General features: G+C 29.9%; 14 protein-coding genes. 7 read left to right on the top strand and 7 right to left on the bottom strand.

Annotated features, from left to right (window positions below; all coding sequences use genetic code 11):
* The 3 genes from BN2665_RS02505 to BN2665_RS02495 form a co-directional block, all read right to left on the bottom strand.
* A complete protein-coding gene (locus BN2665_RS02505; RefSeq protein WP_055665537.1) occupies positions 1-2,139 on the bottom strand; it encodes a Mu transposase C-terminal domain-containing protein in 2,139 nt (712 codons plus the stop codon).
* A gap of 21 nt (positions 2,140-2,160) precedes the next feature.
* Complete coding sequence (locus tag BN2665_RS02500) at positions 2,161-2,976, bottom strand: heteromeric transposase endonuclease subunit TnsA (protein ID WP_055665536.1); 816 nt, start codon at positions 2,974-2,976, stop codon at positions 2,161-2,163.
* A 150-nt stretch (positions 2,977-3,126) separates the two neighbouring features.
* On the bottom strand, positions 3,127-3,714 hold the full coding sequence (locus tag BN2665_RS02495) for a tyrosine-type recombinase/integrase (RefSeq protein ID WP_242865886.1): 588 nt from the start codon (positions 3,712-3,714) through the stop codon (positions 3,127-3,129).
* 294 nt (positions 3,715-4,008) lie between these two features.
* On the opposite strand from BN2665_RS02495, the gene BN2665_RS02490 reads away from it, so the two are divergent.
* The 3 genes from BN2665_RS02490 to BN2665_RS02480 are packed head-to-tail and all read left to right on the top strand — an operon-like array spanning position 4,009 to position 6,603.
* Positions 4,009-4,770: an ABC-three component system protein gene (locus BN2665_RS02490; protein ID WP_055665534.1), complete on the top strand. Its 762-nt coding sequence runs from the start codon at positions 4,009-4,011 to the stop codon at positions 4,768-4,770.
* Positions 4,767-5,009 (top strand): ABC-three component system middle component 7, encoded by a 243-nt coding sequence (locus BN2665_RS02485; protein WP_055665533.1) that lies wholly within the window; start codon positions 4,767-4,769, stop codon positions 5,007-5,009. Before BN2665_RS02490 ends, BN2665_RS02485 begins: the two co-directional genes overlap by 4 nt.
* Entirely contained in the window at positions 4,984-6,603 is a 1,620-nt protein-coding gene (locus BN2665_RS02480) for a DUF2326 domain-containing protein (RefSeq protein ID WP_055665532.1), read from the top strand. Before BN2665_RS02485 ends, BN2665_RS02480 begins: the two co-directional genes overlap by 26 nt.
* Before the next feature lie 313 nt (positions 6,604-6,916).
* Here BN2665_RS02480 and BN2665_RS02475 read toward each other — a convergent pair whose 3' ends face one another.
* The 3 genes from BN2665_RS02475 to BN2665_RS02465 form a co-directional block, all read right to left on the bottom strand.
* Positions 6,917-7,402, bottom strand: coding sequence for a hypothetical protein (locus BN2665_RS02475; protein WP_055665531.1), 486 nt, complete (start codon positions 7,400-7,402; stop codon positions 6,917-6,919).
* Positions 7,403-7,704: 302 nt separating this feature from the next.
* Positions 7,705-8,805 (bottom strand): toprim domain-containing protein, encoded by a 1,101-nt coding sequence (locus BN2665_RS02470; protein WP_195892646.1) that lies wholly within the window; start codon positions 8,803-8,805, stop codon positions 7,705-7,707.
* Between the two features lie 10 nt (positions 8,806-8,815).
* Positions 8,816-9,559: a helix-turn-helix domain-containing protein gene (locus BN2665_RS02465; protein WP_055665529.1), complete on the bottom strand. Its 744-nt coding sequence runs from the start codon at positions 9,557-9,559 to the stop codon at positions 8,816-8,818.
* A 578-nt stretch (positions 9,560-10,137) separates the two neighbouring features.
* Here BN2665_RS02465 and BN2665_RS02460 point away from each other — a divergent pair.
* The 4 genes from BN2665_RS02460 (at position 10,138) to BN2665_RS02450 (ending at position 12,155) form a co-directional block, all read left to right on the top strand.
* Positions 10,138-10,431, top strand: a complete 294-nt coding sequence (locus tag BN2665_RS02460; RefSeq protein ID WP_055665528.1) for a stage V sporulation protein S — start codon at positions 10,138-10,140, stop codon at positions 10,429-10,431.
* 95 nt (positions 10,432-10,526) lie between these two features.
* The gene (locus tag BN2665_RS26835; RefSeq protein ID WP_154674844.1) at positions 10,527-10,712 is read left to right on the top strand and encodes a hypothetical protein; all 186 of its coding nucleotides are present in this window, start codon (positions 10,527-10,529) and stop codon (positions 10,710-10,712) included.
* A gap of 502 nt (positions 10,713-11,214) precedes the next feature.
* A complete protein-coding gene (locus BN2665_RS02455) occupies positions 11,215-11,691 on the top strand; it encodes a hypothetical protein (RefSeq protein ID WP_055665527.1) in 477 nt (158 codons plus the stop codon).
* Positions 11,692-11,762: 71 nt separating this feature from the next.
* The gene (locus tag BN2665_RS02450) at positions 11,763-12,155 is read left to right on the top strand and encodes a four helix bundle protein (RefSeq protein WP_055665526.1); all 393 of its coding nucleotides are present in this window, start codon (positions 11,763-11,765) and stop codon (positions 12,153-12,155) included.
* Between the two features lie 263 nt (positions 12,156-12,418).
* Here BN2665_RS02450 and BN2665_RS02445 read toward each other — a convergent pair whose 3' ends face one another.
* Positions 12,419-13,264, bottom strand: coding sequence for an AraC family transcriptional regulator (locus BN2665_RS02445; protein WP_055665525.1), 846 nt, complete (start codon positions 13,262-13,264; stop codon positions 12,419-12,421).
* Positions 13,265-13,888: the final 624 nt, after the last annotated feature.

Raw genomic sequence — 13,888 nt, 5'->3', positions numbered from 1 at the left:
CTATTGCTTTAGCACCTCCTTCTGCTTCTGTAGTAAAATATCAAAATTATCATACTCTGTTTCATTATCTATTCTTTCTTCTAAAGTCTCCTCTTTTATATCCTTATTTGTTCCCAATTCGAATGCTTCTTTTACCCTATTAGCAGTTTTCTCTATCTGTCTGTTTATCCTTATATTCTTAACTCTTTGCGTATCACTTTCTACTGTTTCCACTTCTTTCTTCAAATCCTCTTCTGCCTTTCCTACTATATCCTCTATTTCAGTAATCAATTGGACCTTTGCTTGTATTACGCTATCTTTATTTTTCCTTTGTACTATTTTCTCTATTTCCAAAAGATATTCTATTTCCTCAAGTGTTCTATTCTTATATCTGCTGTCAGAATCTAATAAAAAGCATTTTTCGTAACTATTGGGATTATCTTTGTGCACATATATATATTCCATATTTCTCGGATCATAACTAATCTTTACCCGCCATGTTCCATAGGCTCTTGCTTTCATAAAATCTTGTCCCTTTAGCATTTGCTCCGATGCATAATACATATCTTTATACTTTATGCCTTTAGGCGTTACAACTGCAGTGTCAGCAGGCATCAAAGCAAGTTTTACTACATCCTCCGTAACACTACGTAATGCACCTCCCCTATTGGCAATGCCCCATTTAAATAAATGTATAGGAATGCACGGTACATCATCCTCTATCATTGCTTGTTCACGTTTATAGTTATCAAGATAGTAATAGTTATTATGGTATAATATAGACTTTATAATAATTTGAGTAAATTGATATAAATCCAGTTTTGCCGAAATACGGTAATCTTTATCACCTCGCTCTCGCCCATCCAAGTTAACTACTCCAGGCATATATGGTTTGGTTCTCTCATTTGTTAAACCAAAAAACCTTTCAATGGCTGCTTTCAGGTCTGCTCTATAACTCGGAGTGTTATGTACTTTTACATTTAGCATATTTATAAGGTTTTCTATATTATTCCCTTCTAATTCTCCTCTGTCTGCAACAATAGCATCTGGCAAATGGTGAACAGGCCATTCTTCTTCTGTAATTTCTATACCATATTGTTTGCAAAATCCAACCTTATCTATTGTTGCATTTAGTAGGGCCATCATAGCCCCTATATAGGACCCACTTTCAAGTCCTACGTAAACCCCACAAATCAACCTACTAAATCTATCAATTAGTGCATAAATAGCTGGTCTGCCAATAATCCAATTCCTATTAAACCGTGAAACAATATAACAATCTGCAATCTGACAATCTATTTCGTAAGTACCAGGCTGCATTACCCCATCCATTGCGCTCCCTGTTATAGCTCTATACTCTTTCTGAAATTTTTTATTACTATATCTGCTAGTAATCTCCTTTTTTATATCCCTATCCCTGTTAAACCAATACCTGAATTGCCCAAAAGAAGGTACAGCAGCTTGTCCCTCAATTATTGGTATCTTAACTCCATTTTCATTTTTATAATTCTGCGCAAAATACTCTTTTCTCATAAGTTCATACGTCAAAACGAGCGAGTTTTTGGCACTTGTATAGTAAAACCTATTGACTGCTATCCTAAATATTCTTTTTATGTCTTCTGTAACATTTATACCTCCACCCATAACATCAACATACTTTCTCGGCCTCCCCCTTTTAATATTACTTGAGGATTTTTGCTTACCTTTACCCCCACAAAGCGAATAGTCCGGCAATAATCCATTAGGAGTTTGTCCCCTCTTCCAGTATCTTTTTAGATAACCCACAATTGAATTCTCGCTTACTCCATGTTTTTCAGCTGCTTCCTTTATTAGCTTCCTTCTATATGCAGATTCAAATATTCTAGGTTTATCTTCCACTAAATCTTTTATTACTTGCCAGCACTTATCTCTTATCTCTTTATACTTTTCTTGTATGTCATCTTCATTACTAATTACCATATACGGATCTTCATTGATGATTTCTGCATCTCCATCCACAATATCTGTTTCTATGTCTATAACATTTCTTAAAAAAGGCATACAATTACTATCAATATCAATAACATATGCCCATTCGTTTCTTAACCATAAAACTCTTTCTATCTTCAAATGCTCTTTATCTTTATTCCATCTGATAAGTGCATTAATTGAAATATCCATCTATTCTCACCTTCCAAAGTTTTATTTAGCAATTGATAAAATGTGGCATCCGTCATTTAAATTAATTGGTTTATCCATATCAATAATAATTTTCCTTTTAGCTATTAGGTACTTGAATAAAAGCATCCCTTTCCCGGAATCAAAGCCGTAGTCTTGCTCAAAACTTAAGATTACTTTTCTAATAGGCTCACCACTTTCGGAAACCCTATATAAAAAAGCATCTGTTAAATCTTCTAATTCAACGATATTAGCATCATTCTCTTCTTCATAGTTCAGCGTCGAATGTATCCATTCAATATTCTTTGCTCTTATTGAGTTTATATTTTTATTTGTTATAATTCCCCACTCTATACCTTTACTTTTCCAATACCTCCGTTCTATTTCTAACTTATCCAAAGTAATAGTTTTGTTTAAATCCGATGCATTTTTCACTGCCCTCGCTACCACTTTACTATTTCCGTTTCCATCCAACTTTGTAATTAAAAATGTTGTGCATAAAATATAGCTTTCATTACTGTTCTTATCTCGAAACTTATCCAGTCTCAAGTCGTCTTTATAAAAATCAACAGCATCTAAATCTAATATTGGAAAATGTTCTTTTATATCAATTACACTTTGATCCCATTCCAATAGGTAGAAGTATTTTAATTGCAGGTCTGAAAAAAAATGATGAATTCTTTTAGTCTTCCATCCAAGCACTCTAGTAGCTCTACCCTTTGACGGAAAATCATGTGTTGTAAACCATGGTTTATACTCCTTACCGTCACCCTTTCCCCTGCCTTCTCTCATAAATCTTCTAACTGTATCTTGTGTCCATTCTGCTTTTGCTCTTGGCATATAGATTTCCTCCCTCGCAAAAAATAAAAAAAGCATATTCCTATAACAACAATAAGGTCTACCATCGGCAGAGTGCTTTTCTGTGTTATAAGAGTATGCCTCTTATCTGTGTTAAGCAAATTTTCTATATTCATTTTTAATAAACTCCTATTATACCAATGAGTTTCTCCTTTCTAGCTTATTATACATCTCATTCTGTTGAGCTGTAGTATATTGAAAATATATAAGGGTATTATTAACATTTTTATGACCCAGCCACCACTGTACATCTTTTATATCTAACCCTGATTCCGCTAAATGCACAGCTGATGTATGCTTTATCGCATGAAAATGGTGTTTTGACACATCTATAATCTTTGCCTCATTACAATACTTTTTCATTAAAAAATCCAATGTTTTACGTGAGATTGCATTACCTTCTTGACTTAAAAATAAAACGTCACTACGATCTTTTTTTTCGTAATCCCTAATATACTTATTTAACACCTTCATAGTTTTTTGATCCAGGCGTATAGTATTATTTTGACTACCTTTCAGTCGCCTGCAATAAAGCTCTCCTTTAACTTTATTATAATCCTCCAGTAATATTAAGCCTATCTCTGTTGCCCTCAAGGCACACCTATAAGCAATTCTAAATATCGCCATATCCCTTGTCTTATGCTTGCCCTCACTCCTTTCAATTGCTTTAAATATTTTTGATAGCTCCTGCTGCGTTAAAAACTTTATTTTTTCTGCCAATCTACAACCTCCATTCTTAAGCTTGGACAGAACAAACATTCTGTCCAAGATAATTATACCGAATAATTCCTTAAATTGCAGCTCTACAATATTTTTTATTTCAGAAAAAAACTGAAAAAGCTTATATATAATTAATATATGACTTCTTCAGTTCTTATAAATTACAAGATATAAAATAAATGTCATTACGCTTATGAGAAATATATTTTTTAATATTTCTGCAATTTTATAAAGGAATTTGTATTCTCTTGTAGAATATGGTAGTAATACATTACTTGTTAGTAGGTGGTAATTATGCAAGATAATAGACGCGACTTTTCTGACAATGAAAAAATGTTACTTTTTAATGAAGTGGATGGACACTGTCCAATATGTGGTGATACGTTATCGCATAAAAAAAAGGGTTCTATATATAGAACTTTTGATATTGCTCATATTTACCCTGCAAATCCAAGGCCAGAAGAAGTTAAAATACTGGAAGATGAATTACTCTTAAGTTCCGATGTAAATGACTTAAAAAATGTTATTGCTGTTTGTAAAAAATGCCACAAAATATTTGATACACCTAGAACAGTTGAAGAATATCAAAAGTGGTATAGGCTAAAGCTGCGATTAATACAAGATGCTGAAATAAAAAATACATATCAATTGTTTAACATAGAGTCGGAAATAAAAACAATTTTAGAAAACCTAAACAACCCTAATTTTGAAGATGAGCTAATATCATTAAATTATGAATCTCTGAAAATAGATGAAAAAACAAACTCTACTCTACCATTTATCATTAAGAGAACAATTAAAAGAGATGTTGTTGATTACTTCGATTTTATAAAAAAACTTTTTATTGAAATTAATAAGACTAATCCATATAAGTTTGAAACATTGGCATCACAAATTAAAGGATTTTATTTTAAATGTATGCAGATAAATCAAAGCCAAGAATATATTTATAATACATTAGTTGATTGGCTTTGTATAAAAACTGATAACTATTCCAAAAGAGCTTGCGAAATAGTTATAGCATATTTTATTCAGGACTGTGAGGTGTTTTCATGATAATGCCAAACAAGTTAATACCATTCAAAGATAGTATATTATCTAAACTCACATATATACTTGATGTCCTAGTGCATGAAGATGAAAATTTGGAAAATTTATATCAAAAAGTAAAATGTAATTTTGAAGATGTAAATCAATATATATTAACTTTAGATGTATTATTTGCTCTTGAAAGAATTGAATTTGATGAGAGAATGAAGGTGTTAAAATATGTTAAAGCAGATAATTTGCGATAAATTCACTAATAAGCAAATTATTTTTCATAATGGTTTAAATACTATTGTTGGTGACGATATTGCTTCTAACTCCATTGGTAAATCAACTATGTTAATGATTATAGATTTTGTTTTTGGTGGCGATGACTATATAAAAAGGAATTTCGATGCTATACAAGCACTAGACCATCATCTTTTTAAATTTTCCTATGTATTTAATGCAGAAGAATTATTTTTTATTCGTTCTACAAATGAATATAACTATGTTTCTGTATGTAATGAAAAATTTGAAGTTCTAGATAAAATAAAAATATCTGATTTCACAAAATTACTAAAAATAAAATATCAAATTCAGATAGAAGACATATCTTTTAGGGAAATCATCGGTAGATATTTCAGAGTATATGGTAAAGAGAACCTTAACGAAAGAAAGCCAATACAATATTTTGAAAAAGAATCTGCCGCAAAATCAATTGTTTCATTGCTTAAGTTATTTGATAAATACAAGACTATAAAGGAACTTGAAGATCATATTGAGTCCTTGATTGAAGAAAAAAAATTACTTAATGATGCTGCAAAAAAGGATCTAATTCCCAGAATGAACAAAACATTATTTAATAAAAATAATAAGAAGATTTCTGAATTAAATGAAGAATTAGATGTGATGAAAAAGAATATTATTACTAAATCAGCAGAAATTGAAGCTCTTATTTCAAAAGAAGTCCTTGATTTGAGAAAAAGAAAAAGTATTTTAATCACTGAAAAAAATATGTATGAAAGCAGACTTACCCGCACATTAACTAACCTTGAAACAAAAAATATATCACTTGATTCTGAATTAACAAGATTAGTTACATACTTCCCTAATTTTAATGTTGAACAAGTAAAAAAAGTTGATGCTTTCCACTCATCTATTACTAAAATCTTAAAATCTGAACTTCAAAATACCGAAAAAGAACTAAAGTCAAAAATTAATATGCTTAACAATCAAATTAATGCTATAGATAAAGAAATAAGTGAAAAGTTACTTATAAAAGATGCTCCTAAATATGCAATAGACAAAGTTATAGAATTATCAGCCCAAATAAAACAATTTACCGACGAGAATGGTTACTACACCAAAAAATTAACACTTGAAAATTCTATAGCTACCTCTAATGAATCTTTAGAAAATATAAAAGTAACCCTATTAGATGAAATATGTAATCAAATAAATATAAAAATGCATGAATTAAACCAACTAATATATACTGATAATAGACGTGATCCTACTCTTAATATACATGGAAATAAATACACCTTTAACACTTATGGTGATACTGGAACCGGTACTGCTTTTGCAAACCTCATTACATTTGATTTAGCAATTTTAGACCTAACCTGTTTACCTGCTATCGCACATGACTTACCACTTTTAAAAAACATTGAAAATTCTGCATTAGAAAATATAATCGAGTTATATAGTAATAATAAGAAACAGATATTCATTGCTATTGATAAAATACATTCATACAAAACAGATACGGCAGATTTAATTACCAAACATAAGGTATTAGACTTGTCCAAAGATAAATTGTTATTTATTAAAAACTGGAAACAAGAACGAAATAACTAAAACTATTAGAAGCGAAGGCTAACTTCGCTTTTTTCTTTTCATAATTAGTTAGACAAAATAACCATTTTGTCTATCCTTATTATAGCGCTAAAGTATTGGTATTGCAGCTACCTAATAAAATTTCATATTAAAAAGTTTAAAAAACGCTTCCATAATGTCCAACTTTCTCAATCTCCAAGTATCAAATATCAACCAAATTTATATCTCAACCAATAAAAAAGTTTGGACTTCAGTTAAGCCCAAACTTTTTTCAACTACTCTATAGTTAAAGCCATTATTATTCTCTGAAAAATATATTGCTTTTTTCAAAATCTTATTCCTCTATCATAAATACCCTTTTAATTTCATTATAAGGTATTTCAAACCCAAAATTATTGTTTCTGAACTCAAAATACATCATAAGAAGTGTATGGCATTGAAACTGTGAAAGTGTTTTTATTTTTTCAATAACTGTATTTATTCCTACTTGTGAAAGTTCATCATGAGGTTCATATATGAAACAATTCTCTATTCCTATAATTAGTATGTCTTTTGGCTTGAATTCGCTTGGTTCATAGCTTGTCGAATGAAAAGCTCTCACTATGCACCATACCTCTTCGAGTGTAAAATAATTTCTCAATTCTGCTTTTGCTAATTTATACATAGTCGAAAGAGTGTCTATCATTCCTGCAGCCATATCCCCTGAATACACTTCAAATATCTTCTCTTTATTTTCCTGATCAGCATATATATATTCTCCAACAGGATAGTTTTTAACCTTTTCAATTGTATTTTCATTATTAATTTTTATTGTTCTCATATTACCATCTCCTTTTCACTTTTATTTATAAAACTACATATTCATTTTTAAGCAGTTCAATACCAAGCCTATGCCTTTTATAAATATGGCCAGGTTCCAATTTACTATTTTTATTTAATTATCTTATTTAAATGGAATTCAATAATTTGTTAGCAGATCTGCAATATAAACCATTAATACTCTTGAAATGCACTTCTTAAGAAAGGTTTAGTCGACTGAACCATATCTTATATTATTATTCTATAATATTTAAAAGCCTTACTCAAATTTTACTCTCTAAAATTTTTAGTAACCTGAATTTTCTACCTAACCTGGTTCATCAAATAATAATCTATGCCTTTTATTCGTCTTTCATAGAATTGTCTAAATTCCGTTGCAGGTACTTCATCAGGATCTTGGTAATTTCCTTTTAGCTGAATTACAGATATTTGTTCTAAATCAAATCCAGCCCTTGAAAAATTATTAATGCATTTGAGTGTACCTTCTTTTCCTGCATTATCCTCATCTATTATATTGTCATTATCAAGGCACAGAATTATATGATCTGGATTCATTTCTTTCAATATTTTTAACTGATAGTTACTTATAACACACCCCATTAGAGCCATAGCACTATATCCATACTTCTGCAACATAATTGCATCAAAAGTTCCTTCTACAAGAATAACGTTGTTTGTATCTAATCCCTTTTGCATTAGATGATAATATCCATATAAGCATTCCGATTTATTACCTAAACATTTATACTTTGGTTTAAATTCATTTTCATCCGTATTATAAAAAATTCTCTTGCTTACTGCCTTCAGCTTTCCATTCTCATTATATATAGGAAACACTATTCGTTCTTCCTCGCAGTCAAAACCTAAATAATAATCTTCCATGTCATCTTCATTTAAGCCTCTACCTTCTAAATAACGAATGGCACTCTTTTTTTCTTTTAAATTTGAATGATATTCTCTTATATCGCTCTCCTTAAGATATAATTTATTTCCTCCTGGTAATATATTACTTATATTTCTACGATAAGCAATAGTGCTCTCTTTAAACATTAAGCCTTTCTTCCTATTATATTGGATAGGCTTTACATTCCACCCCTTATTATCAATCTCAAGCCCAGCAAGTTTAGCCATAAATTCAATAGCTTCTTTTCTTTCTTTTATATTACCAGCTTTCATAACAAAATCAGTAAGATTATATTCATGCTGTTCACAGTGGTGACTAAAACATATCATTGATTTTTTATTCCTATTTAATGCTAAATTAAATTTACTGGCATTTTCATGGAATACACAAACTGTTCTTATATATTCACCCGAATTCCTGTAATCAACTCCGAGTTCATCTAAAAGCATTGTTAAATCTATGTTTTTAATTATTTCCTTCTCAATCTTCCAATTAATCATAACTATCACCCTAATCTTCATATTCTATTTGTAACTCCGGTGGACAGATTCGCCTCAATAGTAAACAAACTGCCTTTTCACATTCAGGTCCTTTTGTAGTTTTATAATAAGTAAATATTAATCCCCTTTCCTTTAAACTATCCAATAGCCGTTTTAAAGTCTTTTTATCCTTTCTATTCAAAAACTTCATTATTTCCTCTATTGTAATAGTTACCATATATCCATTCTTAACTTTTTGAAGCAAGAATATATAAAGCATCTTCTCTGTAATATTCAAAGCTATAGAAAAGACAACACAAAAGGGAACAAACGTTACACTACTATCATATAAATTAAAATAATAGTTATTATGGTTGAATCTCTTATCATTCTCTCTTCTTCTACTTCGTTCAGCCTTAATATATCCATGGCTTACAAGATTATTTATACTATCTATTATTGTAGTATGGGATTGACCAGTACACTCTTCTAAATGCTCGATTGATGGAAATGCTACCTTATGCTTATTTATATAAGCCTTAATCATAATATAAATCAGCTTGTCCTTGTGAGAAATATTTTTAGCCTCTAACACGTAGTTTTCGATATATACTGCATAGTATCCTCCGACTTTATTATAGTTTTCAAATTCTGATTGAGTAAAATTAAGCAATTCATAAAAAATCCTATAGCAAGATTCTTTGCCCTCATTATTCTTAAAAGCTATTTTATATCCTTCATACATTTGCTGTACTTTTGTGACTTTATTACCCATAGAACTCACCCCCTCATAATATTAAAATTCATCGGGTTTGCCACTTGAGTTTAACAATTCTTTCTTTGAGTAAGTTTATTAAAGTTATATAGAATTTATATTACTTTCCTATTTATACCTACTATCGATTCCAAAAATGCACTAAAATCCACTTCTTCTATGTTAAACTCTTTATAAATTATTCCGTATGTATTAATCGTTACCTTTATGAGGTGATATATGTAGTTTTATGATTGTTTAAATTTATTATAATAATTCTTCAGTTAGAAACCAAATTCTACTCCATAAAACTTTATATCCCTATTTATAAACTAAATAATTGTACTATTTTTGGAAACGGCTCTAATGATATTATGGAAGGTAATATTATTTACTATATGACTTTTGTATAACTACTCATAAAGGAAAAGTCTGATTTGATTCCATTTGACAAAACTCACTTTTTATTAAAATAAACACTATGATTATGTCTTATCTTGTAACATAAGCCGTAAATATACTTGATGTTCTAATAAATCATTGTATATTCTATTCCTACAATAAATCTTTGATTTAAAGATGAATGAAGGAGGAATTCTATGGGTAAGATAGTTAATCTAAAGGCTGGAAGCAAAACAGATGTTAATTCATTAAAAACGTCAATTGTTGGTAATATTAAAGTAGGAGATACCGTAATAGTAAATACAATCGGAGTTGGATCTAATTATGTAGCTATAAAAGCTATAATAATGGCAAGAGGGCAACTTAACTCTTGCGGCTGTTCCTTGATTGCAGAGCCATCTTTTCATGATTATGAAATAGATACTCCTACTACCAGCAGCGTTAAAACCGGAATAAGATGGATGTTAAAATTAAGTAAAACACCCCAGTAATGAAAAAAGCCTATATATGATACATCTCATATATAGACTTTACATAAAGTAATCTTTGTAATTATATAGACTAATAATTTCAGGTAGTCATTAATTTGATTAGTTTGATTGCATATATGCTTACACCTGTTAAACAAAGAATTTCTATGGTTACTATGAGAATAAATGCATTATCCATGTTTTCATCTTATTTAGTCTTTTTATCAAAAATGCTTATTTCTCTAAATATGTGGTATAATAAAGGTAGAAAAAATGTGACCTGTGTGTTCATGGGTTATTAGAGGTTGTTAGAAAATGATGAGTGAGCGTCAACTATCTCATCATTTTCTTTTTTTATTTCAAGTAGCTTTTCAGCCTTATCTTCCCATTACTGTGCTTTCTCAAATCTAATTTTTCTATATAATTTACGCCATTAATTAGTCCTCCACGGCAGAAAAATAAAATTGCTTAAAAATGAGTTTATATAATTATTAGATATTATATCGTGATAATAACACACTGGCTTCTATTGCCTATATTCACGATTTATAGTTATCAAAGTAAATTTAAAAGCGATTATACTACAATCTCTTACAAAACCTTTATTTTTCTTCTATTTTCTATAATTAATCTAATATATATTCTAAAGACTATAGCAAATTTAAAAACCAATTACGCTTTTTATATTACGTTTTTAGCAAAAAAACTTGACTTTCATTTTTATCATTTGCAAATATATAACCAAGTCAGGTATTCTGAAATTCCGAATATCACGAAATATGAAAATGAAAGGTTGTGATATATATGAATAATGAAGATTTTCAAATTATAAAAAGAAATGATTTTGCGGTAATTATAAATGGTGAAAAAGTGCCTACTCCAGAATTTACAAGAGAAGGAACAAGTAATTTTCGCTTAACATCTGATTTTATTCTTCAAAAGAAATGTTATAGATGCGGAAACTGGTTCAACGTTGCAAAATACAAAGACAACGGATGGTTTGAAATATGGAAAGAAGATGAATATAAGAAATCTTTAAAAACTGGACTTTTTGGGAGCTACTGTACTCAATGCAGTGTATTAAAAAAGTCCAAAAATAATACTAATAAAAATTCAGATGATAAAAAGGATACTGTTATTTGGGACTGCGATGTTTACAGATATGTTATGATACAAGCCGTGTTAGAGGGTAAGAGTAAAAATAAATATTTAAACGACACCTTTAAAGAAATAATGAAAAAGAAACCCATTAAATTTCCACTTGAAAATAAATGCGAGTAAAATTTGATTAATCAGTATTTATTTTATATCATAAAAGCATCAAACAAAATTTTGGAAAGGAAGTGGTTTATATGTATCAAGATACTCTAATACACGTTAAAGACTTTAAAACTCTAAAGGTCTGGCATAAGGCTATAGATCTTGCCAAGTATATATATTCTGTTACCGCAAATTTTCCCGCTTACGAGACATATGCTATGAAATCCCAAATAATTAGATGTACAACCTCTATTGCAGCAAATATTGCTGAAGGCTGTGGACAACTATACCCCAAGAAAAAGGTATCCTTTATCAATAACGCTCTGGGGAGTGCCTCCGAATGCAGACACTGGCTGGAGCTTTCTTTGGTGAACGGCTATATATCACAAAATGACTATGAATTATTGGATAATAAAACTATTGAAATAATCAAAATGCTGATTGGTTATATGCGCAAGGTGCAAACTCAAATAGATGAAAATTAGTAGAATCAAAAAATTCAAGCCCACATATAATGAAGGCTTGAATATACATACCTTTTTGTAATCAAAGTATAGTCAAAATGTAGTCATTTCGTAGTCATTTTTAAATTCCTTAAATTACATCTTTTACACTTATTTTAGTACGTATGACATTTACATTTATAGACATCTATAGAAGTTTATATAATCAAGTCTATTAGCAAAATCCAATAAAGACTACATAGGATGTGTCAGCTTTATACTTTTACCCAATGAATTTTTTATTATTATTTAGGGATAACAGGAACCCATAACTCATGTCTTGGCTTATGTTTTGGACCATAATAACATTCAATACATGGTAAATTAGCAAGTTCATAACCCGAAGTAGGGATCCATTCTGAATATAAACGTTTCCATGCATCTACAACATTAGGGAAAACTGCCCATGTGCTTTGTGGAATTATAAGAGTTTCCATATCATTAGGAACCTCACCTTCGTATCTTACTCCCATAAAGTAGTCAAATTCTTCTTCTGTAATTGCTGCCTCTTTCCCGCATATTCCTAGAATGCCTTCAAGCTTACATTTTGGATTTTCCCATGACATATCAATCAACTTTTGCATAAATCCATCTTTTTTCGCACAGTTCCAAAGTGTTGGAATTGTTTTAAATGCTCTGCTTGTCTTTACTCTTTTACTTTTACCTATTATTCTTAATTCAAAATCAAGGTTCTCAATCCTATACTCCATTTCTACATCCCCTTTAATAGATATTTGAAAAGAGATTCGTGGAAAGGCCTTTAATTGTACTCCTTTATCACGAGCTTCAGATGGCTTTATTCCATGTATCTTATGAAAAGCTCGTGCGAATGAGTCAGGAGATTCATATCCATATTTAATGGCAACATCTATAATACGAATATCAGTTTTTTGAATTTCAAAAGCAGCGAGTGTTATCCGTCTACGCCTAATATATTCTGAAAGAGAAATGCCACTAATAGAGGAAAACATTCTTGAAAAATGATACTCTGAACAGTACGCTTCTCCTGCCATTTTTGTATAATCTATCTCGTCATCTAGATGACTTTCAATGTAATCCAATGCGCGATTCATTCTCTCCAACCAGTCCATGCCTTCACACCTCTTTCTATATTTAATATACATGAAATGGAGATTGCAAAACCGACTTTTCATGCACAAATATGCAGGTAGTATCTTAACTATTATCTCTTTTATATCTTGATAAATATAATAATATTATATTTTGATTGTATTCTAAATTCAATTTGTGAAATAAAATTACCTTCTTGGATTTGATAACTTAATACTAACATCAGTATTAGGTTAAAACCATAACATATTTATATTTTGCTGTATTTGAGAATTACCATGAATAGTTTGTTACAATAATATTTGTCTATAGCTTAATTAAAATATGAATATAGCCAATTACTAAATAGAGTGGACGAAATTTAATTAATCATTATCTTCCACTGTCTATTCTATCTACTGCAGTCTCATAAACTACTTCATCATCACGGATGATATTACTATTATTTTCATAACACCCTTCTCTCTCATCAATCTATACACAACTCTAATACCTAGTTTCAAAAATATGATTTTATAATAACCTGTTAAATTTCTATTTGCTTTATTTCCAAGTGGCTTCCCATATCCTCCCTCAAAAATCGGCAAAGGATTTTGGGATGCTTTATCTATAGTTTTTAGAACCTGTTATCCTTTGGGAATGAT

This window comes from Desnuesiella massiliensis (assembly GCF_001403615.1).
GTDB classification, from domain to species: domain Bacteria; phylum Bacillota; class Clostridia; order Clostridiales; family Clostridiaceae; genus Desnuesiella; species Desnuesiella massiliensis.
The sequence above is the reverse complement of the archived record's forward strand: the minus strand, read 5'-3'. Positions and strand labels throughout refer to the sequence as shown.